At 60.4% G+C, this 20,962-nt stretch carries 19 protein-coding genes; 4 read left to right on the top strand and 15 right to left on the bottom strand.

The genetic code is table 11. The features are described 5' to 3' along the window. Position 1: 1 nt before the first annotated feature. Positions 2 to 685, bottom strand: coding sequence for a molybdate ABC transporter substrate-binding protein (gene modA / locus LVD11_RS03680; protein WP_237056278.1), 684 nt, complete (start codon positions 683 to 685; stop codon positions 2 to 4). Positions 686 to 993: 308 nt separating this feature from the next. Between modA and LVD11_RS03675 the strand changes: the two genes are divergently transcribed. The 3 genes from LVD11_RS03675 to arsJ are packed head-to-tail and all read left to right on the top strand — an operon-like array spanning position 994 to position 3,674. Next, complete coding sequence (locus LVD11_RS03675; protein ID WP_237056276.1) at positions 994 to 1,338, top strand: metalloregulator ArsR/SmtB family transcription factor; 345 nt, start codon at positions 994 to 996, stop codon at positions 1,336 to 1,338. Between the two features lie 50 nt (positions 1,339 to 1,388). Further along, positions 1,389 to 2,393, top strand: coding sequence for an ArsJ-associated glyceraldehyde-3-phosphate dehydrogenase (locus LVD11_RS03670; RefSeq protein ID WP_237056274.1), 1,005 nt, complete (start codon positions 1,389 to 1,391; stop codon positions 2,391 to 2,393). Between the two features lie 45 nt (positions 2,394 to 2,438). Continuing rightward, positions 2,439 to 3,674: an organoarsenical effux MFS transporter ArsJ gene (gene arsJ, locus LVD11_RS03665; RefSeq protein ID WP_237056271.1), complete on the top strand. Its 1,236-nt coding sequence runs from the start codon at positions 2,439 to 2,441 to the stop codon at positions 3,672 to 3,674. A 25-nt stretch (positions 3,675 to 3,699) separates the two neighbouring features. Here arsJ and LVD11_RS03660 read toward each other — a convergent pair whose 3' ends face one another. After that, positions 3,700 to 4,509 (bottom strand): S1/P1 nuclease, encoded by an 810-nt coding sequence (locus LVD11_RS03660; protein WP_237056269.1) that lies wholly within the window; start codon positions 4,507 to 4,509, stop codon positions 3,700 to 3,702. 258 nt (positions 4,510 to 4,767) lie between these two features. Between LVD11_RS03660 and LVD11_RS03655 the strand changes: the two genes are divergently transcribed. Continuing rightward, positions 4,768 to 7,923, top strand: coding sequence for a TonB-dependent receptor (locus LVD11_RS03655; protein ID WP_237056267.1), 3,156 nt, complete (start codon positions 4,768 to 4,770; stop codon positions 7,921 to 7,923). A 58-nt stretch (positions 7,924 to 7,981) separates the two neighbouring features. Here LVD11_RS03655 and LVD11_RS03650 read toward each other — a convergent pair whose 3' ends face one another. The 13 genes from LVD11_RS03650 to gspD all read right to left on the bottom strand — a co-directional run bounded on the left by LVD11_RS03650 (position 7,982) and on the right by gspD (position 20,942). Then, positions 7,982 to 10,189, bottom strand: a complete 2,208-nt coding sequence (locus LVD11_RS03650; protein WP_237056265.1) for a hybrid sensor histidine kinase/response regulator — start codon at positions 10,187 to 10,189, stop codon at positions 7,982 to 7,984. A gap of 52 nt (positions 10,190 to 10,241) precedes the next feature. Next, entirely contained in the window at positions 10,242 to 10,445 is a 204-nt protein-coding gene (locus LVD11_RS03645; RefSeq protein WP_237056263.1) for a DUF2788 domain-containing protein, read from the bottom strand. A 104-nt stretch (positions 10,446 to 10,549) separates the two neighbouring features. Then, positions 10,550 to 10,819: an acetyltransferase gene (locus LVD11_RS03640; protein WP_237056261.1), complete on the bottom strand. Its 270-nt coding sequence runs from the start codon at positions 10,817 to 10,819 to the stop codon at positions 10,550 to 10,552. A 216-nt stretch (positions 10,820 to 11,035) separates the two neighbouring features. Then, the gene (locus tag LVD11_RS03635; RefSeq protein WP_237056259.1) at positions 11,036 to 11,527 is read right to left on the bottom strand and encodes a type II secretion system protein M; all 492 of its coding nucleotides are present in this window, start codon (positions 11,525 to 11,527) and stop codon (positions 11,036 to 11,038) included. Positions 11,528 to 11,561: 34 nt separating this feature from the next. Beyond that, entirely contained in the window at positions 11,562 to 12,914 is a 1,353-nt protein-coding gene (gspL, locus tag LVD11_RS03630) for a type II secretion system protein GspL (protein ID WP_237056257.1), read from the bottom strand. After that, on the bottom strand, positions 12,911 to 13,927 hold the full coding sequence (gspK, locus tag LVD11_RS03625; RefSeq protein WP_237056255.1) for a type II secretion system minor pseudopilin GspK: 1,017 nt from the start codon (positions 13,925 to 13,927) through the stop codon (positions 12,911 to 12,913). The genes gspL and gspK overlap by 4 nt, the downstream gene beginning before the upstream one ends. Then, a complete protein-coding gene (gspJ, locus tag LVD11_RS03620; protein ID WP_237056253.1) occupies positions 13,917 to 14,759 on the bottom strand; it encodes a type II secretion system minor pseudopilin GspJ in 843 nt (280 codons plus the stop codon). Before gspJ ends, gspK begins: the two co-directional genes overlap by 11 nt. After that, complete coding sequence (gspI, locus tag LVD11_RS03615) at positions 14,759 to 15,184, bottom strand: type II secretion system minor pseudopilin GspI (protein WP_237056251.1); 426 nt, start codon at positions 15,182 to 15,184, stop codon at positions 14,759 to 14,761. Before gspI ends, gspJ begins: the two co-directional genes overlap by 1 nt. Then, complete coding sequence (gene gspH, locus LVD11_RS03610; protein ID WP_237056249.1) at positions 15,174 to 15,743, bottom strand: type II secretion system minor pseudopilin GspH; 570 nt, start codon at positions 15,741 to 15,743, stop codon at positions 15,174 to 15,176. Before gspH ends, gspI begins: the two co-directional genes overlap by 11 nt. Positions 15,744 to 15,761: 18 nt before the next feature. Then, positions 15,762 to 16,190 (bottom strand): type II secretion system major pseudopilin GspG, encoded by a 429-nt coding sequence (gene gspG / locus LVD11_RS03605; protein ID WP_305080654.1) that lies wholly within the window; start codon positions 16,188 to 16,190, stop codon positions 15,762 to 15,764. Positions 16,191 to 16,249: 59 nt separating this feature from the next. Then, positions 16,250 to 17,467 carry a type II secretion system inner membrane protein GspF gene (gspF, locus tag LVD11_RS03600; protein ID WP_237056247.1) on the bottom strand — a complete coding sequence of 406 codons (1,218 nt, stop codon included), beginning with the start codon at positions 17,465 to 17,467 and terminating at the stop codon, positions 16,250 to 16,252. A gap of 2 nt (positions 17,468 to 17,469) precedes the next feature. Continuing rightward, positions 17,470 to 18,966, bottom strand: coding sequence for a type II secretion system ATPase GspE (gspE, locus tag LVD11_RS03595; RefSeq protein WP_237056245.1), 1,497 nt, complete (start codon positions 18,964 to 18,966; stop codon positions 17,470 to 17,472). Then, positions 18,963 to 20,942 carry a type II secretion system secretin GspD gene (gspD, locus tag LVD11_RS03590; RefSeq protein ID WP_237056243.1) on the bottom strand — a complete coding sequence of 660 codons (1,980 nt, stop codon included), beginning with the start codon at positions 20,940 to 20,942 and terminating at the stop codon, positions 18,963 to 18,965. The genes gspE and gspD overlap by 4 nt, the downstream gene beginning before the upstream one ends. Positions 20,943 to 20,962: the final 20 nt, after the last annotated feature.

The following is a 20,962-nucleotide window of genomic DNA, read 5'->3' as shown; positions in this document are numbered from 1 at the left end:
GCTATTCCTCGCTCACGGGTAGCTGGTAGCCGTGGGACTCGATCAGGGCCGCAGACCTGGGCGAGCGCAGGAAAGCGAGCAAGGCGCGGGCGGCCGGGTTTTCTGCACCTTGCTCCAGGAGTACTGCATCCTGGCGGATCGGCCGGTGCATACTGGAGGGCACCACCCAACCGGAGCCCCGCGCGATTCGCCCCTCTTTCATTACCTGGGATAAAGCAACAAATCCCAGCTCCGCATTGCCAGTGGCGACAAACTGGAACGCCTGGGAAATATTTTCACCCTGCACCCAGCGGCTGCGAGTCGTCTCAACCAGCTCCAGCGAGCCGAGCACCTGTACGGCTGCGGCGCCGTAAGGGGCCAGGCGTGGATTGGCGAGCGCAAGTTTGCGATATCCGCCTTCCCGCAGCGCCCCTGGGCCGTCGGATACCCTGCCTGTTACAGGAGACCAGAGCACCAGCCGGCCAATGGCATAGGTGAATGCACTACCGGGCTCGGCCAGGCCGGCATTCAGGAGGGCGTGAGGCTTGGCCTGGTCGGCCGAGAGGAAAATATCGAAAGGGGCGCCATTGCTGACCTGGGCGAAGATTTTTCCGGAGGAACCGAAAGCCAGGCGCACCCGATGTCCGGTGGACTCCTCGAATGCTGCCGCGATCACCTTCATGGGTGCGGCAAAATTGGAAGCCACGGCCGCAATTACCTCTTCGGCCCGGGCAGGCAGCACAATGGCGGTGAGTATTAATGAAAGGAGTATCCGGCGCCCGCGCAAATTCCCTCCCCGCACCTGGCAAGCTGCTGTCTGCCCCTTCACGAGGCGGCCATCTCCACATAATTACTCTTATACTGCACGATACACCCATGGGCTACAAGCACGGCACCATCGGGACTTTCATGCCCCGGCGTGTGCCGGTATGGCATAAACATTCCCACTGCCACATATATGGATTTCCATATATACTGCCCGGAGTTATTCAACATTACCCCGGGGACCCGGCCTTGAACCCTTTGCGATTCTACAAGTGCCTTGCAGATGGCACCCGCCTGCGCAGCGTGCTACTGATTGCCCGGGAGGGCGAACTCTGTGTATGCGAACTGATGGAGGCCCTGGGCGAGAGCCAGCCAAAAATATCGCGGCACCTTGCACAGCTCCGCGAGTGCGGCCTTGTGTGCGACCGCCGTCAGGGGCAATGGGTATTTTACCGGCTTGCGCCGCAACTGCCGGAGTGGGCTGCGGCAGTCTTGCAACAGACCCTTGCGGGCGACGAGGCTTTCCTCAGTGAACCTCTACAACGACTTGAGGACATGGCCAATCGCCCCGAACGCTGTTCTGGCAACTGTTGAGCCGGCTTCGTGCCCGAATTGACAAACTACATATCAGGGAGATTTCTGCAATGGCAATCAAGATAGGTATCAATGGGCTCGGGCGGATCGGCCGCCTGTGCCTCCGCGCCGCATGGGACTGGCCGGAGTTCGAGTTTGTGCAGGTCAACGATCCCGGCGGCGATGCTGCCACGTTCGCGCACCTGCTGAACTTCGATTCCGTGCACGGCCAGTGGCGACACGAGGCCCATGCCGACGAAAGTGCCATCGTTATCGGCAACAAAAGCCTGAGATGCACACATAACCGGAATATTGGTGACACCGACTGGTCCGGCTGTGACCTCGTGATTGAAGCCAGTGGGAAGATGCGCAGCACAGACCTGCTGCAGGCCTATCTCGACCAGGGCGTGGCCCGGGTTGTGGTCAGCGCACCGGTAAAGGATGCCGCCGTACTGAATGTGGTGATGGGTGTGAACCACAACCTGTTTGACCCGGAACAGGACCAAATCGTCACTGCCGCGTCCTGCACCACCAACTGCCTGGCACCGGTAGTCAAGGTACTGCACGAGAACCTCGGCATCCGCCATGGGTCCATGACCACCATCCACGATGTTACCAATACCCAGACCATCCTCGATGCGCCCCACAAGGACCTGCGCCGGGCCCGCGCCTGCGGAATGAGCCTGATTCCCACTACCACGGGCTCCGCCACTGCGATTACTGCGATATTTCCGGAGCTGGAGGGCAAGCTGAACGGACACGCAGTCCGGGTTCCGCTTGCCAACGCATCCCTGACTGATTGCGTGTTTGAAGTTGAAACTGCAACCACCGCAGAAGAGGTCAATGACCTTTTCCGGCAAGCTGCTGATGGATCCCTTCAGGGTATCCTCGGCTACGAGGAAAGACCGCTGGTGTCCATCGATTACCGGACCGATCCGCGGTCCAGTATCGTCGATGCGCTCTCGACCATGGTGGTCAACGGTACCCATGTAAAGCTCTATGCCTGGTACGACAACGAATGGGGCTACGCCAACCGCACCGTGGAACTGGCACGCATGGTCGGGGCCAGGCAGTAAGGCTGCCCCGCTCACGGGCACGAATTGAGATAGGTCTACTTGTCGATGTTTCAGCACCTTTCACCGGGAATCAGGCAGTACCTGTTAGTAACCGGGAATTACTGGGCGTTCACCCTTACTGATGGTGCCCTGCGCATGCTCGTGGTACTGCACTTTCACGAGCTGGGCTATTCGCCGCTGCAGATCGCACTACTGTTTTTGTTCTATGAATTCTTTGGTGTGGTTACCAATCTGCTGGGAGGTTGGCTGGGTGCCCGTGTGGGACTGAACCGCACCATGAATATCGGGCTTGGGCTGCAGGTCGTGGCGCTTTCCATGCTACTGCTGCCATCGCCGATGCTGACCGTACCGTGGGTAATGGCGGCGCAGGCCCTTTCAGGTATTGCCAAGGACCTCAACAAGATGAGTGCCAAGAGCGCCATCAAGTTACTGGTCCCGGGCGAAGCCCAGGGGACCCTGTATAAATGGGTGGCAATACTCACAGGCTCGAAGAACGCCCTCAAGGGTCTGGGCTTTTTCCTCGGGGCCCTGCTGCTGAGTGCAATCGGCTTTACCGCTGCCATTGGCGCAATGGCTCTGGCACTGTTCCTGGTCTGGCTCCTGAGTATCTGCCTGCTGAAGAAAGACCTGGGCCGGGCAAAACAGAAGGCAAAATTCCGGGATATCTTTTCCAAAAGCCGGGCAATCAACCTGTTGGCAGCTGCGCGGTTGTTCCTCTTTGGGGCCAGGGATGTCTGGTTTGTTATCGCCCTGCCCCTCTACCTGGGAATGGAATTCGGCTGGGACCACTGGCGTATCGGTAGCTTCCTGGCCATCTGGATCATAGGCTACGGCGTCATCCAGTCACTCGCCCCCAGGTTCACCGGTTCCGTCGCAACCAGTGGTTCCGCCAACCGGGCCGCGACCGGCTGGGCACTGTCACTGGCGCTTGTAACCGCCGCCATCCCCATAGCGCTGCAGGCAGGGCTGCCGCCCCAGGCCAGCCTGCTGGGGGGACTCCTGTTGTTCGGGGCGCTGTTTGCCGTCAACTCGTCACTGCACAGTTACCTGATTGTGCGCTATGCCCGCGAGGACGGCGTATCACTGGATGTGGGTTTTTACTATATGGCGAATGCCATGGGCCGCTTATTGGGGACGGTGCTTTCCGGCTGGGTATTCCAGGTGGCAGGCCTGAACGCCTGCCTGTGGATCTCGGTCGGCTTTATCCTGCTGGCAGCGGCGTTTGTATGGCCACTGCCCGCGGAAACGGCCAGGGCCAGCCATTCCGCCGGGAGCCTGTAGCGCCCGGTGCGGTCTCCCGCCGCTGCTAGCGCTCCCGCGCCAGGTCGTTATTCAACAATACTGCCAGCCTTACCCCGGCCTGTTGCAAGCGCCTTTCGATAATCGGGCGGTTGCGCAGGTAGTAGTCTTCTCCAAGCACCCGGCTCTCTGTATACGCATACTCATGCACCAACTGGTGGGACTCTGCGGCCCAGTCCCCGGGCGTTCCCCGGCGCCATGCATCTAACCGGCTTTTGCCAAGCCCGGCAGCCTGCTTTTTCGCGTATGCCTGCCAGTCAGTCAGGAAGCCTCCCGGCAGGAAAACATCCCACAGCGCATGGAGGTTGGTGCCAAAGCCGAAAAATTCCACCTCCACATCATTGCCCCCGCGGTCTGTGGCCAGTCCGGTGTGGAGGGGCTGGTGCAGGTCACCGACGAAATGGACAATAAACAGCAGGGCCTCCGCCCGCTCTCCCTGTGGTGCATCAGGATCAGCCAGGATTTGCCGGAACTTTGCAATGGCCCCCAGGATGCATCCCTGCTCCGGGCAATCCCGGCCCGGCTGGTATCCAGACCAGTGACGCGGGAGACTGATGTAATGCAGGGGGCCAGCCCAGTCGTACTGCCCATCACCACGGATCCAATCCGCCCAGGTTGCAGCCTCGGCCAGGCTTTTCTCTCCCTTCACGGCCAGCAGTTCCCGCACCGGTTCCTGTACAGAAGAATCAAGAAGATCCCAGGCGATCTGCCCGGTTACCCGATGACCGTCCTCGCCCCAGCCCCAGGCCGTGGCGGAAAAGCAATTCAATATCGATGCAACCAGCAATGCAGTCACTGCGGTACTGCTGTTCCCCATGTTCAAAGTCCTTTGGTTACTTGAGTGCCCGAGGATAACCACCTGTCATGACAGTTTGTAATCAGTAACAAAAATATAACCGCACGGAGATAAACCGGAAACCTCACCGTCACAGCAGGTTAAAGCAAGGCTGTTACAAAGTGTCCGCGCGACCGGGCTCGCGTAAACAACAAAAACAGTCTCTGGCGGGCATGCTGCAACACGGCAATTCCCAGGGGCAGGAATCTCAACAACCCTTCCAGGGAGCAGGAGTTTTCAATGAAACGAATCAATTTTACCCGCGCACTGCTGTCAGCAGCAGTGTCGGCTTCCATCAGTTGTGCACCGGGCGTCATGGCCCAGGAAACCAGTGCCGGCATTCGGGGACAGCTGACCGGACTTGACGGGCAGCCGCTGGATAATGCCACGGTAACCGTAGTGCATACCCCGTCAAACAGCCGCCGGGAAATCACCAGCGGCGAATCGGGGCGCTTCAACCTGGACGGACTCCGGGTAGGTGGCCCTTACCGGGTGATCATCGATGCGCCCGAGGGACGGCGGGTAGTCGATCGGGTTTACCTTTCACTGGGTGACTCCCTGCCGCTGAACCTGAGCCTGGCGCCGGAGGCAATGGAAGAAATCAGTGTTGTGGCCAATGTCCAGAACCCCACTGCCACAGCGGTAGGGCCCGCCTCACACTTCAGTCTCGATGACCTGGAAAGTGCCCCGGCTATTAACCGGGATCTTAAGGACCTGGTGCGGCTGGACCCGCGATTGTACGTGGATGAGGCCTTTAACGATTCCGTGCAATGTGCCGGCGCCAACCCGCGCTTTAACAGCCTGACCGTCGACGGCGTGCGGATGAATGACAATTTCGGCCTGAACAGCAATGGCTACCCTACCGAGCGGATGCCTTTCTCCTACGATGCCATCCAGCAGGTGGCCGTTGAGCTGGCCCCGTTCGATGTCCAGTACGGTGGTTTCAGCGCCTGCAACATCAATGCCGTTACCAAATCCGGGGACAACCAGTGGCACGGGTCGGTGTTCTACGATTACACCGATGACGGTATGCGGGGCGACCAACTGGAGGGCGACGATATCAATATTGCCCCGTTCGATGAGCAGCGCTACAGCACCACCCTGGGCGGCCCGCTTATCCAGGACAAGCTTTTCTTCTTCGCCGCCTATGAAAAGCTTGACGGCGTGGCGACATTCGATCGGGGCCCGGCCGGCAGTAACACTGCTACCCCGGTCCAGGGTGTCTCGCAGGCACAGCTGGAGGAAATCCTGCGTATCTCCCGCGATATCTACGGCTATGACCCGGGTGGGCTCCCGTCCAGTCTGCCGGAAGAGGATGAGAAACTGCTGGTTAAGCTTGACTGGAATATCACCGATACCCAGCGGGCAGCCTTTACCTACAATTACAATGATGGCTTCAGCATTGCCCAGTCCGACGGCGACCCGGATGAACTGGAGCTCTCCAATCACTACTACGAGCGTGGCGCGGAGCTCAATGCTTACGTCGGACAGCTGTATTCCGACTGGAGTGACATCTTTTCAACCGAGGTCAAGATCGGCTACTCGGAACTGGACAACCGCCAGCTCTCGCTGGGTGGCACCGAGTTTGGCGAGGTGCAGATTCGCACCGAAAACGATGACGACGGTGATGGCAATGCGTCCCGGGCGACCGTTTATCTCGGCGCTGACGATTCCCGCCATGCGAACAAGCTGAGCTATGAGAGCCTCAGCCTGAAGCTCGCCGGCAACCTGCAGCTGGGTGAGCACCGCCTCTACGGTGGCTATGAGCGCGAGACGTTCGATGTCTTCAATATGTTTGTCCAGGAAGCCGAAGGTGAGTACCGCTTTGGCAGCATCACGGACTTTGCCGCAGGTACCCCTTCCGTCCTGATTTACGAGAATGCCAGCGGCAGCAATAATCCCCAGGACGCTGCGGCCGAATTCAGCTATGCCATCGACACCTTCTACCTGCAGGACGAGTACACCTTTGCCAGTGTCGACCTGACCCTGGTAGGTGGCTTCCGCTACGACCGTTATGGCAGTGATGAACGGCCGGTAAACAATGGCGATATCGTTTCAGCCTACGGCTTTTCCAACCGGGCCAACCTCGATGGCAAGGACCTGCTGCAGCCACGTATCGGCTTCAACTGGAACCTGGCCGACAGCGCTGAGGTCCACGGTGGTATCGGCCTCTATTCCGGCGGCAATCCCAATGTCTGGATTTCCAACAACTATTCCAACGACGGCGTTACCCAGATAGAGACTTCACTCGCCGATTTCAGCCAGCAGAGCCTGTTCGACCTGGCCTGGACCGGCTCCGGCCAGCCGATCTACGAGGTGCCGGCGGAACTCTATGACGCGGTCGCCAGCGGCGAAGGTGACAATGGCGGAGTCAACCTGCTGGCCCCGAATTTCGAAGTGCCCTCGGTCTGGAAATATGCAATCGGTGGCAGCTACGAATTTGGCGACGGCTACCTGGCATCAGCCGACCTGCTTTACAGTGACTACCAGGATGCAGCAATCGTACGCGATATCTCCCGCGTCCAGGTGGGCACAGCCATCGACGGCCGCCCCATTTATGGAAGCGACACGGGGCGTTCGCAGGACTTCATGCTGACCAACGCCCGGGGCGATAGCGGCTACTCAACCGTCGTCTCCCTGGGGCTGACCAAGTCCTTCGAGTCCGGCCTGACTGCAGCCCTGGGCTACGCCTACACCGAGGCAGAGGATGTCAATCCCATGACCAGCTCGGTCGCGTTTTCAAACTACGTGAATATTGCCACCGCCGACCCTGAGAACCCGGGTACCGCGACATCCAACTATGTCGTACCCCATCGGTTCACCCTGAAGCTGGACTACGCACAGGAGCTTTTCGCCGGCCTGGAGACCCGCTTCACCCTGTTCGGCTCCGCCAACGAGGGACGTCCCTACACCTATACCTTCGATGACGGCTTCAAGTTCGGTGACTCTACCGGCTTTATCTCACGACACCTGCTCTATGTTCCCAGTGGTCCGGACGACCAGAATGTCGTCTTTGCGGAAGGTTTCGACACGGATGCTTTTTTTGCTTTCCTGGACAGTGAGGACCTGGACCGGGGTGGAATCGCGGAGCGCAATGAACTCAGCAGCGACTGGTGGACCAAGTTCGACCTGAAGATCAACCAGGAACTGCCGGGCTTCCGTGCCGATGATCGCGCCAACGCCTACTTTGTGGTGGAGAACCTGGGCAACCTGCTGAACGATGACTGGGGAGTAATGTACGAGGGCGGTTTCCCTCGTTACCAGGCGGCGATCAGTGCCAGCGTGGACGAACAGGGACGCTATGTCTTCGAGGAGTTCCTGGATCCCGCGGGCCAGACCCGGGTGTCAGACGCCTCGCTGTGGCGCGCGCGCCTGGGGATTCGATACCAGTTCTGATGTAGCGGTAACCCTCAACCCGGGGCCAGCAAGGCCCCGGGAACCTGGCTCAGCTTACTCAGGCGTCGCCCAGCCAGCGTTCCAGGGTTTCCTGGAGGGACTCCTTGTTCAGCGGCTTGGTCAGGAAGTCATCCATCCCCGCAGCTAGGCAGCGCCCCTCAAACTGTTCTTCGGTGGTACTGGTAAGGGCGACAATCGGCATGCGATCACCTGGTGAATTCTCCGACTCCCAGTGGCGCAACCTGTCAATGATGTCGGCGCTGTGATCGGTATTCTGCTGGCAATCCACCAGCACCAAATCGTAGCTTTTGTCCCCGAGCCGCTCCAGCGCCTCTTCCACTGCCGCGGCCACATCCACCCGGTAACCGAGTGCGTGCAACATCTCTTCAGTCACTCCCTGGTGCTGGCGTGACTCCTCGATCAACAGCAGTGAACGCTGCCGCGGGTGCGCACTGATGGTGGAAGCAATACGCCGGCTGGCTTTCTTCACGCCCCCGAACAGGCGCCTGATCAGCGCATCATGAAGCTCCTTTCGGGTCACCGGGCGACGGATGTACTGGGCTTCAGGCAGAGCCTGCATGAGCGGCGCAAAATCGGCCTTGTGGCCGGGTGCCCCGAGGCAAATCACCTTGGTGGCACTGGCATCGCCATTCAGGCCGTTGAAGAACTCAGAGACCTCAACCAGCATCCGGCGCGCGCCCATGGCCGGTACAAGAATCAGGAGTTGCTGTCTCTCTACAGCCAACAGGAGCTTCTCGATTGGCTCACCGCCGTTCGTGCCCCACTTCCCACAACCCACTTCCATGCCAAATGATCGGAGCTGTTGTACCAGGCCGGAAACGAACAGTCCTCCCTCGTGGAAAACAAACACTTCACAGTCCTGCAGGCGACGATCAGGTGTCAGGTAGACACGCTGGTTTGGCTCCATCGCAAGCTTGATCCCCACTTCGTAGCGATTTCCGTCAGGTGTGGAGTTGACCTGTAAGTACCCTCCCATCGCTTCGGCCAGGCCCTTGGAGATCGATAGGCCCAGGCCACTGGTTACCTGGTTGGTATCAAGCCGTGCGAAGGCCCCGAACAGCTCACTCTCATCTGGCAGGATCTCACCACGGCCGTCGTCATTCAGGTGAATGGTCAGTTGCCCCTCGAAACTGGTGATCGGAGTAAAGTTTACCTGGCCCCAGAGCTCTCCAACCTGTGCCACTGCCGTGGCTGAATCCACCAGGTTACGGATCAACTGGGCGGTTTTACGGTTATCACCCGTGACCATCACCGGCAGGTTGTCGTCAATCTGAAAGTTGAATTCCAGGTTCTGTCGATGGGCCGCACGGGCGGCAAACTTGAAAGACTTCTCGATCGTCTTGACCAGGTTGAATGGTCCCTGGCGCAGCCGGATATCCTTGCGCGCAACACGCGTGAAGAGGCCGACATTGTCCACCAGCTTCAACTGCTGACTGCCGGCGTTCTTGGCCAGCCGGACCCACTCCCGCTGCCGCTCACTCAGGTCGTCGGCCTCGAGTAATGCCAACGCGCCCAGTGAATCGGATAGCTGGCTCCGGAATTCCTGGCCGATATTGGCAACAAACTCATTGGTGAGCTCAACCGCCGCCTCAGAGTGCTTGCGCGCGGCCGCAAGGTTGCTGGCCCGTTGTTGCAACTCCTGCATGGCCGAGAGCCGATCCCAGTAGTTTTGCGATTCCCGACGCGCCTGGTGTGCCGTGAGCCAGATAAAGGCAAATGTCAGGGCGCCATAAATGGTCCCAAGGATATCCGCGGACATAATTGCCTTGACTGCAGCAGGCACCAGGCTTGCTGACACGAACCAGATCAGGAAACGATGGTAAGGGGCGAATACCGAGGCCACGCTAGAGCAGAAAACCACGGTGTACAGCCAGAGGAAATGCGTTGCCGGGGCAAAACCCAGCAACCACTCATGGCACAGCAGGATCACGCCCCACCAGGCCGCCCCGAGGGTGGAAACGAAAAAATAACGACGGCGCCACCGTACCGGCCCGGTCGCATACAAGTGGCGGAAACGAAAGACATAGTAACCCCGCACCAGCGTCAACAGCACAAGGACTACGCCCAGCACCAACAGCAGCTGCGGCTCCTGCAGGCGCAGATCCCCCATCGCTGCAGCGATAACAAACGCCAGTAGCGTCAGCAGCATCCCCCGCCGACTGTACTTGGCAATCCGTGTATCGGTGGCACGGCAGACCCGTCGATCTTTCTGTACTTTGAGCTCTGGGCGGTCAAATATTGGCATTATGCCCTTCCATGAATAGGCCCGGCGATCCAGTTGCGTATAGCGGCACTACCTAGCCGATCCCCATGACTTCTACCAGCACCGTCTTGATAATGAACCCGAGAAGGCCCAGACCGAGCGCCAGAAACAGAATCATGGTGCCGAACCGGCCGGCCTTGGATTTTTTGGCCAGGTCCCAGACGATAAACAGCATAAAAAGGATCAGGCCCCCGATACCGAACCAGAGGGAATACTCTTCAAATTGCGCAAACGTCATGGGATACCACAGGTGAAAATTTGGCGCGCATTTTACAGCCTAGCGGGCGTGGTCGCGAGTCCTTTGCCGGTTTTCCCATCCCCGGGTGCCTCCACCAGGCAGTTTCAGGCACCCTGGTAGTAGTCGCCATCTTCGGCTCGGGTCCCGCACCGGAGTCGCCTAACCTCCCGGTCGCGATAACGGCTGTCATGCCAGCAACGCGGCAGCGCCTCCCCCGAAAGAAAGCTCAGCTGGGTCTTGTCAAAGACCTCGGGGTCCTGGACTTCCTCCCCCCACAGATACCGCCCAACCACCGTTAGCTCGTACGGGTTCGCGAGCGTTACGATATCGGCCACTTCCACCAGGTGGTTGGTCGACGTGTCTCTGAACAGCATGTTGGCACCCTATTCATCGTCTATATCGACAGTATAGGGGCAATCCACGGTAATCGGCCGATCTCCTGCCAGAAAATACAAACGCCACTTGCAGGTAAACCCACCTTAAAAATCGAAGGATTTATGATTTTTCTGCCATTTGAATTCTACTAACAAGAATAGAGACCAACAAAAAGCTCCTGAAAACCGAAAATATCTAAACCGGCACGCAGGCGATCAGCCCTCGAGGGTCAATCGTGCGGAAACCATGCCCTCTTCCGGCAGAGCATCCAGGTTCACCGTGCGCAGCATAAACTTTTGCTCGATCAGTGTGTTGAACCAGGGCTGTAAATCCTCGTATCGCGCACGCTCGATCCAGAGCCGGATCCTCCCCTGGCCCTCGGGTTCAAACCGCTTGATCGTGATCCCGTGCCGTTCGGCTGCGGCCGTGACACGCTGCAGAAGGGTTCCGGCGTTCTGCTCACTGCCCCGTCCGGCGCCCGGATCGAGGCGTTCCAGTACCGGTCGCTGGGCCTCTATCCAGGCAACCAGCTCCCGGGACTCCTCTGCCCGGGTACGGGAGTTATCGAAATAATGCTTGGCCGGCATGAACAGGCCATAAACAAGAAATAAGCCGCCCAGGAAAATGGACAGGGCCCCAAGCGCGCGCTGGTCACCGGGTGGCAGCGCCAGCCACCGGCGCTGCAGTTCTGCGATCTTTTCTTTCATGTTCCAGGTGCCCTGTGAAATGTTGCTATTGCACTCAGCGAAGACGGATCCGGCCCGACACTCCGGATTCCAGTTCATTGGCTGCCAGCAGCTCGGCGGTATACTGCCCCGAGGACAGGCGCCCCACAAAGCCGTCAAGCTCACTCAGGGTGGCAGCCTGCAGCTGAATCACCATTTCGCCACGATTACCGTCAAAGCGCAGGGATTGCAGCTTCAGCTGTTCGCCCCTGTGCTGCTCCCACGCCCGGCTGAGCGCGGAGACCTGGCTGGCGAAGCCGCCACCGCCACCACCGGCCTGGTTGAGGTACCCCTGGATCTGGCGGCGGATATCCGCGCCGGCCCGGGCATTGGGAAACAGTTCGGTAAACAGTGCCCTGGCCTGCGCATCGTGACGCTGCGCCTGCCAGCTGTAGTAACCCCCGGCGGCAACAAACAGCACCAGCTGCAATACAAAGCAGGCAGTGGCAACCTTGAGAGGCCCCAGCCACCAGTTGGCATCCCCCGCTTCGCCTGCGGGGCGATAGTCTCCCACCAGCAGGTTGGCCAGGGCGGGAATCCTGAGCCGTGTTAACAGCTGATTCTCCGCCTCTGCCTCCACCCGCCTGAGCCCGTCGCCAAAGAGCGACTCCAGCTCCGCGACTGTTAGCCCATCCTGCTCTCCGGCGCCCAGCAGGCTTAGCTCGGGCGGGGATTGCACCTCCGTGCTGGAGGTCTCGACCGCCAAATCGGCATCATTCTCCGTCAGGGAGGCGAGCAACGGCTGCAGGTAGCGCCGACGGACCGTAAGGCCGTAACCGGCGCGCCGCCAGATATGCGCCCGGTCACCATCGAGCCACAAACTGACGTCGGTTTCGAACAGGTCCAGCAGCTGGTATTCAGGTACCGCGGCAATCACAGGCCAGCCGAGTCGCTCCAGTTGCCCGGAGAGGGCCGTCATTTTCCTGTGCTGAATCGCGTAAACCGAGCAAAGGTTGCCCGCGCGCGGCTGGCAGATAAAGTGCAGTTCCTCCACGTCCTCGGCCAGCCGCTCCTCGACCATGTAGCCCACCGCCGCACTCTGCTTGCGCGCTGCCCGGGGGATGGACTCCAGCCCGCTCCAGACCCAGCTCCCGGGGAGCAGAATGATCGCCCTGGCACCGGCTGCAAACTCCAGCGGTATCGCATCATCATCATTCGCGGCCGTGACGGCTGTCCCGACAGGAGAGACCTCAGGCGATGCGTCACTGGCGGCAAAGGCCCGGGAAAATTCACCGTCGATCGCAACCGGCCGCCAGACATGCCCTGTCCAGCATTGCATTGCCACCTGCCCCGTATCGGCCGTTTCAACCAACCGCAGTAACATCACCTGCGGGCCGCCCGCTCTCTTCTCACTTGAGGATTCAATCATACGTCATTGTTTTCATTAGATTTTTCGCTTGATCCAGAATCACTCTCAAGTAACTCAAGGATCTCACTGCCGGAAAACATGCGCCGCTGGCGCTGGACCATGGACACTTCACCACGCCCGTCATCGAGCCTGAACATGGTCTCCCAGTACTGCCGGTTGTCAGGATCCGGACCCAACTGTACCGCTATCTGGGCCAGGAAGTAGCGGCTGTGAAACACCAGGCCCGCCACGCCCCCAAGGCCGTAGGGAGCCAGTTGCGAGGCCTCGGTAAACACACCGTCCGCCTCCCGGAAGCTGTTTATCTGCGCCGCCCGGGATTGCGGGGCCATTGCCTCAAGCAATTCTACCGGGGCGAAGTTCACATTGATCACTGTGCCAGACTCCGGCAGTGCACACAGGAACTGGCTCAGGGCCTCCCAGTCTTCCCGCTCCATTCCCTGCACCGCGGAAAGTTCTGAAACATCGGTAATCGGGATATCCGGCGTACGGTGGGCGATTTCCCGCCCCAGATAGCCGTTGTCCTCGGTCCCGGGGGCCAGGGGCGTATCGCCATTGTCGACCCAGTCGAGCATGGCGTGGGCAAGGTCTGCCTTGCCGCTTACATTGCGCACCAGGCGCTCGAACACCGCGCGCTGGTCTGCCGCGGCCTGCCCCGCCCCGGCGAGATTATTCACATTAAAGCAGGAGTTTAAGTCCTTGATTTTAATGCGCATTTTTCCGTTATCGGGATTGAACTGGAGCGCCTCGAGCGCCCAGTTGTCCATTCCGGAATCAGCGGAATCCGGGTTATCCTGGTCCTCCAGATAGTCCCGCTCGAGGGCGATTCTGGCCCAGGCCTCGGCACCATGAACGAATTCCGCCATCTGGGTATTGGCCAGCAACGCCGCAGTGCGCGAAATCGCAATACGGTTTCGCAGTATGGTATGGGTCACCGCCGCAATCGCAATCACCATTACCAGCAGCACCGTAATCAATGCCACACCACGTTGCCTGGCGATGCTGCTAGGAGCCATCCCGCGCCTCCCGGGGCCCACTTTCTGACCCGTCCCCACCAGTATTCCGGCGGTCATTCCCGGCGTCATCCACCCCCCCGGCCCGATCTCCGGATTCTCCCCCGGCGTCGCCACCGGTTCCGGACCCGCCCCGGCTCCCCGAACCCACGGTCGCGCCGACGCCCCGGGGCAGCGTATAGACACGACGCATTTCGCCGGCCCCGGTGGTGGTGACTATCATTTCCACCGCGCGCGGCAACCGGTTATCCGGCGCACCGGTACCCGAGTTCGTGCCAAGCGGTGGCCATTGGTCAAGCCATGCTTCACTGTCGCCGTCGTAGTAACGGAAAGCCAGGTTATTCACGCCGGAAAGCAGTGGCTCTGCGACCGCCTCTGAGTCGGGTGCACGATCCAGCACTCGCCAGCGGCTGCGAAGTAACAGGCCCCCGGGGGACCGAGGCGCGGGATTGGCGACCTCCTCTTCAAAGCCAAGGCTGTATGCGAGACGCTGCATCTCGCCACGGGGCTCACCGGTAAGGTTCGCCGCGCCCAGGCGGGTAAACTCTATTTCGTCGCTGTCGCCGCGCAGGGCCGGCTCATAGCCGGTGTAGCCGTTCTTCACCGGGCGCGCGGTGACCTGCCGCATGTCATCGCCGATGCGGTACATCGCCATGGATACCCGGCGCAGTTCCTCCGCCCGCAACTCCAGGGCCTGGTCCGTATTCTGGAAAGAATCGAGCAGCGCAAAGGACCCGATACTGATGATCGCTACCAGGACCAGCACCACCATGACCTCAATCAGGGTAAAGCCACTGTGGCGATTGCAGGAAGGGAAGCTGGTGGGCCCGGGCATTACTGGCGCCCCCCGCCCGCAGGGCTTTTCACGCGGCCAGTCGTGCTCGCGTCGCCGGCCACCCACGCATCCAGCGTCAGGCTCGGGGTCTCGCTGCCAGCTGCGGCGACTTCAATAATGATATGGCGGAGGCGCTCTTCACTGGTGCTTTCCACACGGGCGGTAACCCGCCACTCACGGGCGCCCTGCGGCACACGCTCGGTCTGCTCCCCCAGGGGCGGCCAGTCATCCCGGAGACGGATTTCTGCCAATGCCTGCTGCGCCACCCAACTGGCTGCCAGGCGCTCCTCCATCAAGGCCTGGTGCCGTACGCTATCCTGCATGGTCTTGAGAACACTGGCGGCAATTACCCCAAAAATGACCAGTGCCACCAGGACTTCTACCAGGGTAAAGCCCCGCTCGGGGTGACCTCGCTCAAATATCATCGGCCTGCCACTGCAGTTCGAGGCCATTGAGGCTGCTATAGGAAATTTTTGCCGTGCGGACGTAATCGCCGTTCTCCACCAGGATTACCGCGAGTGCCACCGGTAACACCTCTCCACTGGAGAGCGCCACAAACTGGGGCGGCTGGGCCTTATCCCCCTCGTCCCCAGCGGGCGTAAAAACAGAGTCCTCTGCGCCGGGCAGCTCTGCCTGCTCCAGCACCTCCAGGCGCACATTCCCCGGCAACACATGTTCGGCAAAACGACTGGCGGAAGACTGCCCTGCTGCCGGGCTCTCCCAGCGCATGGTCCCGGGCTCGAAACGAACCACTGCATACTTGTCCCGCTCCACGCGGACACCGTAATGGGCCTTATCGATCACCGCGCGGTCTGCGACCAGGCGCAACACATTGGCCAGTCGCTGGGTTTCGCCGGTCCAGATCCTGTGCCCCGCACTGCCGAGCGAAATAACCGCCATGCCGGCAAGGGTGGCAATAATCACTATTACCACCAGCAGTTCGATCAGCGTAAAGCCGCGACAGCGGCCAGGCGGGGCTCCCATACCGGTCGGGGATCGACGTCAGAGTTCGTTCACGAAGATATCCGAGGCTTCCCCTTCCCCGCCCGGCTTGCCGTCGGCGCCCAGGCTGTAGAGATCATAGGGGCCCTCGGTACCGGGACTGATGTACTGGTACTCGTTACCCCACGGGTCCTTGGCTTCGCGCTTGAGGTAGGGCTGGGTCCAGTTCTTGGCTTCCGGGAAGCCAGAGGGCTTGCTGACCAGGGCCTGCAGTCCCTGCTCGGAACTGGGATAAACAAAATTGTCCATGCGGTACATATCGAGCGCAGTCTCGATGGCACGCAGGTCGGTAACCGCCGCCTTCACACGGGCCTCGCCAGTGCGACCCATGATATTCGGTACCACCAGGGCACCGAGGACACCCAGGATCACAATCACCACCATGATCTCAATCAGCGTAAAACCGCCACTCTTACTCATTGTCTTCATCGTCTCTACCCTCTTGATTCCAGGCTGGATGCGGGACCTTCCCGGCTGTCGCCCAGCCTTTATACCACCATCTGGTTCATGCTCATGATCGGCATCATGATGGCCATGACAATAAACAGGACTATCCCGGCCATGACCAGCAGCATGGCGGGCTCGAACAGGCTCACAAAGGCCGTCACCGCGCCCTGCAGGTCCTGCTCCTGCGACTCGGCGGCCCTGCCCAGCATCTCGTCCAGGGTGCCGGATGACTCCCCGCTGGCGATCATGTATACCATCATCGGCGGGAAGTACTCGACGTCCTCCAGCGCCCGCCGCAGGCTACCGCCCTCGCGGACAGACTTCTGTGCGGTTTTAAGCCGCTCCTTCAGGTATTCGTTTGACATCACACCGCTGGCGATGCCCATGGCCTGCACCAGGGGCACACTACTTCCGGTCAGGATGGCCAGCGTGCCAACATAGCGTGCACTCTGGCTGCCCCGCACCAGCCAACCGATCAGCGGCATCTCCAGCAAGCGGTGATGGAAGCAATAGCGGACAGACGGTCGGCGCAGCAGCGCGATGACCGCGCCAACCAGCACCGCGATCGCGGGCGGCACCAGCCAGCCCCAGGCGGAAATGAAATCGCTCATGGCGACCAGGATTCTGGTCGGCAACGGTAGTGCCTGGCCGGTACCGGTAAATACCTCGATCACATCCGGTACCACGTACACCATCAGGCCGGTGACCACCAGTACGCAGATAAACACCAGCACAATCGGGTAAATCAGTGCCAGCTGGACCTTCTGGCGAAATTTCTGCTGGTTTTCCGTGTAATCCCCCAGCCGCTCCAGGACTGAATCCAGGTGCCCGGAATGCTCACCCGCTTCAACGGTAGCCCGGTAGAGTCCCGGAAAGGCGCGCGGAAAGCTGCCCAGTGCCTGGGCAAAGCTATGGCCTTCGAGCACTTTGCCGCGCACGGCCAGTACAATGCGACGGATCTTGTGGTTGCGGGTCTGGTTGGCAATGGCCCCGAGTGATTCCTCCAGCGGGATGCCAGCCCGGAGCAGAGTCGCCAGCTGCCGGGTCAGCAGCGCCAGATGCTTCACGCTCAGGCCGGGGCTTCCCACCAATAGCCCACCAGAACGACTTTCCTCCCCCCCTGTGGCCGGCTCTACCTCGAGAGGCACAAGCCCGCGAGCGCGTAATTGCTGCCGCGCGGCACGAGCGCTGTCGGCCTCCAGGGTACCGCGGTTCTTGCGGCCGGAGTCAGTCAGGGCGGTAAACTGGAAAGCAGCCACGATCAGGACTCCTGGGTAACCCGCAGGACTTCTTCCAGGGAAGTCACGCCATTCAGTACTTTCGCGATTCCGTCTTCACGAATACTGGGGGCCACCTTGCGGGCCTCTGCGACCAGCTTGCTCTCGGAGGCGCGATCATGAATCAGCTGGCGCATGGTCTCGTTGACCGGCACCAGTTCATAGATGCCGACCCGGCCGGTATAACCGCTGTGGTTACAGGATTCACAACCCCGGGAGCGGTAAATAAGGGTCTCACCGCTGTCCTCGAGACCGAGCATGCGGCGCTCAGTGGGATCGGCAGGATGCGCCTCCCGGCATTCGTGGCACAGCACCCGCACCAGCCGCTGCGCCAGCACGCCTATCAGGCTCGACGACAGCAGGAAAGGCTCGATGCCCATGTCCACCAGGCGCGTCACCGCACCCAGGGCCGTGTTGGTATGCAGGGTGGACAGCACCAGGTGTCCGGTAAGACTGGCCTGGATGGCGATCTGCATGGTCTCCAGGTCGCGAATCTCCCCGACCATGACCACATCCGGGTCCTGGCGCAGAATCGCCCGCAAGCCCCGGGCGAAAGTCATGTCGGCCTTGGTGTTGACCTGGGTCTGCCCCACCCCCTCGAGGTTATATTCGACGGGATCCTCCACCGTGAGGATATTTTTTTCCCGATTGTTGATGCTGCCGAGACCGGCATACAGTGTCGTGGTTTTGCCCGAACCGGTCGGCCCCGTCACCAGCAGGATACCGTGGGGGCGCCCGAGCAATTCTGTCATTACCCTGAGGTCATGGTCCGCCATACCCAGCTGGCGCAGGTCCATCTTGCCGGCCTGCTTATCCAGAAGGCGCATCACCACACGCTCACCGGCACTGGAGGGCATGGTTGAGACGCGCACGTCCACCTCCCGACCAGCCATCAACAGCGAAATCCGGCCATCCTGGGGAACTCGCTTTTCCGCGATATCCAACTTCGCCATCACCTTGATCCGTGACACCAGCAGCGGTGCCAGTCCGCGGCGGGGCTCAAGTACCTCACGCAAAACACCGTCCACGCGAAAGCGCACCACCAGGCGCTTCTCGAACGTCTCGATGTGAATGTCCGAGGCCCCCTGCTTGAGGGACTCGGCAAAAATGGCATTGATCAGCTTGACGATGGGCGCATCGTCTTCCTGTTCCAGCAGGTCTTCGGTCTCCGGGAGCGCATCCACCACGGCGGCCAGGTCCAGCTCATCACCCAGACCCTCCACGTCTGCCAGGTTCCCCCCCTCGCGGTTTTCATAAAGTTGCTGCAGGGCAGTCTGGAAATCACTCTCCGCAACGGCTTCGATATCCAGTTCGGCACCGGTCAGGCGCTGGACCTCAGCGAGCACGTTGGGGTTGAGCGGCGCCACGTACTGGCAGCGGGGCTCACCCCCGGCCTCCACCAGCAGCACCCGGTGGCGTTTGGCAAAGGCATAGGGAAGGCGCCGGGAAGACACTGCCCCAGGTACCGGATCGGCCGTCATTTCGGGGCCTCTGACTCTTCAGCTTCCAGCACCTGGATCGGCGCGCCATCGTCGTCATCGTATGATCCCGACGGTGGTAGCAGGTCGGGCAGCACGTCACCCCGGTGCCAGTCCCAGATGTAGCTGGTGTCGTCCTTGATACGCAGTTGCTTGCGCTGCAGGTCAAGATAGCGCTTGCGGGTCTCCTCATACCCGGCCCGGCGGGTGGTAAGGATCCGCGGCCGCAGGAAGACCATCAGGTTGGTCTTGGTAACATCCTTGAAGCTCGACCGGAACAGTCGCCCGATACCAGGGATATCGCCCAGGAGCGGCACTTTTTCTTTGGTTTCCGTCACCTGGTCCTCGATCAGCCCCCCGAGCACGAGCATGGCACCATCATCGATCAGCACGCGGGTGCGAATTTCCCGTTTGCTGGTCACGATGTCTGCGGCCCCCTCGCTGGTGGGCAGCACATTTTCGACGGTCTGCTCGATGTCCAGGGTGACCGAATTGTTGTTATTTACCCGCGGCGTCACCTTGAGGGTGGTACCGATGTCCTGGCGCTGGATGGTGGTGAAAGGATCGTTATTACTGCCGGACAGAAGCTGTTCGCCGGTAATAAACGGCACATTCTGGCCCACCAGGATTTCGGCTTCCTCGTTGTCGAGTGCCATGATGGTTGGCGTGGACAGGATGTTGGCATTGTTCTCTGTAGCGATGGCATTGATGGCGACCCGGATATCGGTGCCGCTCAGGTACCCGAGGTTAAGAGCCCCGGGAACGAGCAGGCTGGCGGGGTCGAGCGAGAACGGGTTGAAATCCTCACTGATGACATTGCCATCGTCATCGAGTACGTCGGAACGTGCGGCGTTGTTGCGGAACCCCGCCACCGCGTTGTCGCCGGCGCCGGCAATCCAGCGAATCCCCAGATCGTTGCCGGTACCCTGGGTCACCTCGACGATTATCGCCTCAATAAGCACCTGTGCACGGCGAACATCCAGTTTGGCAATCACACCCTTCATGGTTTCCAGCAGTGCCGGCGGCGCGGTCAGGACAAGGGAGTTGAGGGACTCGTTGACCTGGATGCTCACTTCCACATCAGCGGCCTGCTGATCCTTCTCGGTCTTCTGGATACTGCCGCTCATGCCCTCGAGGATCGGCTTCAGGTCGGCGGCCTTCGCATACTGCACGTAAACCACCGCCGTATTGCCGTCGCCCTCCAGCGGCTGGTCGAGCCGCATGATCACATTCTTGAGCTGCTGACGGGTCACTGGATCACCGGTGAGCAGTACCGAATTGGAACGCTCGTCCACCGCGATACGCAGGGGGTGAGCCTCGTTCGCCTGTTTGCCACCGGATTGCAGCAGCTCGCTCAGTACCTGCTTGATCTCCTTGGCAGAGGCGAACTGCAGTGGTACCAACTCGATATCAATGGCGCCGGCGCGGTCCAGCTGGCGCACCAGTCGCACAATCTGGTCGATATTCGCGGCCCGGTCGGCAATGATCAGGGTGTTGGTATCGGAATAGGCGGCCAGGTGTCCGGTCTGGGGAATCAGCGGACGCAGCATGGCGATGAGCTGGGTGGCCGAGATGTTCTCCACCCTCACGGTTCGCACCACCAGCGATTCCGCCGGTGCGCGCGAGCTGTCGTCGGTCACGGGAATGGCCTGCTGCTTGGCCAGGGCATCCGGCACGACTTTCCAGGTTCCGCCCTGCTCCACCAGGCTGAAGCCATTGACCTGCAGGACCGACATGAAAACGTCAAAGGCCTCTTCATGGGTCATGGGATCACCCGCGACCACGGTTACTTTACCCTTGACGTTCGGGTGAACGATGATGTTCTTGCCGGTAAAGTCGGCAGCCCAGTTGATCAGGTCGCGGATGTCTGCGTTGTCGAGAGACAGGGTGACTCGTTCCGGGGACTGGGCCATGACTGACGTTGCCAGCAATACTGCTGAGCATGCGACTAGCAGCCGCCGGTAAAACATCCTGATCATTGATTAACTGACTCTTATCT

It is taken from the genome of Microbulbifer sediminum, assembly GCF_021729035.1.
Taxonomy (GTDB): domain Bacteria; phylum Pseudomonadota; class Gammaproteobacteria; order Pseudomonadales; family Cellvibrionaceae; genus Microbulbifer; species Microbulbifer sediminum.
Note: the sequence above shows the minus strand (reverse complement) of the source record. Positions and strands in the feature narration are given on the sequence as shown.

Coding starts and splice junctions, on each gene's coding strand:
- LVD11_RS03660 (WP_237056269.1), bottom strand. CDS start 4,509: ATGGGGAACAGCAGTACCGCAGTGACTGCATTGCTGGTTGCATCGATA.
- gspI (WP_237056251.1), bottom strand. CDS start 15,184: ATGATATTTGAGCGAGGTCACCCCGAGCGGGGCTTTACCCTGGTAGAA.
- LVD11_RS03650 (WP_237056265.1), bottom strand. CDS start 10,189: ATGCCAATATTTGACCGCCCAGAGCTCAAAGTACAGAAAGATCGACGG.
- gspJ (WP_237056253.1), bottom strand. CDS start 14,759: ATGCCCGGGCCCACCAGCTTCCCTTCCTGCAATCGCCACAGTGGCTTT.
- LVD11_RS03635 (WP_237056259.1), bottom strand. CDS start 11,527: ATGAAAGAAAAGATCGCAGAACTGCAGCGCCGGTGGCTGGCGCTGCCA.
- gspL (WP_237056257.1), bottom strand. CDS start 12,914: ATGATTGAATCCTCAAGTGAGAAGAGAGCGGGCGGCCCGCAGGTGATG.
- LVD11_RS03640 (WP_237056261.1), bottom strand. CDS start 10,819: ATGCTGTTCAGAGACACGTCGACCAACCACCTGGTGGAAGTGGCCGAT.
- LVD11_RS03645 (WP_237056263.1), bottom strand. CDS start 10,445: ATGACGTTTGCGCAATTTGAAGAGTATTCCCTCTGGTTCGGTATCGGG.
- gspE (WP_237056245.1), bottom strand. CDS start 18,966: ATGACGGCCGATCCGGTACCTGGGGCAGTGTCTTCCCGGCGCCTTCCC.
- LVD11_RS03670 (WP_237056274.1), top strand. CDS start 1,389: ATGGCAATCAAGATAGGTATCAATGGGCTCGGGCGGATCGGCCGCCTG.
- gspH (WP_237056249.1), bottom strand. CDS start 15,743: ATGGGAGCCCCGCCTGGCCGCTGTCGCGGCTTTACGCTGATCGAACTG.
- arsJ (WP_237056271.1), top strand. CDS start 2,439: ATGTTTCAGCACCTTTCACCGGGAATCAGGCAGTACCTGTTAGTAACC.
- gspG (WP_305080654.1), bottom strand. CDS start 16,190: ATGAAGACAATGAGTAAGAGTGGCGGTTTTACGCTGATTGAGATCATG.
- LVD11_RS03655 (WP_237056267.1), top strand. CDS start 4,768: ATGAAACGAATCAATTTTACCCGCGCACTGCTGTCAGCAGCAGTGTCG.
- gspK (WP_237056255.1), bottom strand. CDS start 13,927: ATGGCTCCTAGCAGCATCGCCAGGCAACGTGGTGTGGCATTGATTACG.
- gspD (WP_237056243.1), bottom strand. CDS start 20,942: ATGATCAGGATGTTTTACCGGCGGCTGCTAGTCGCATGCTCAGCAGTA.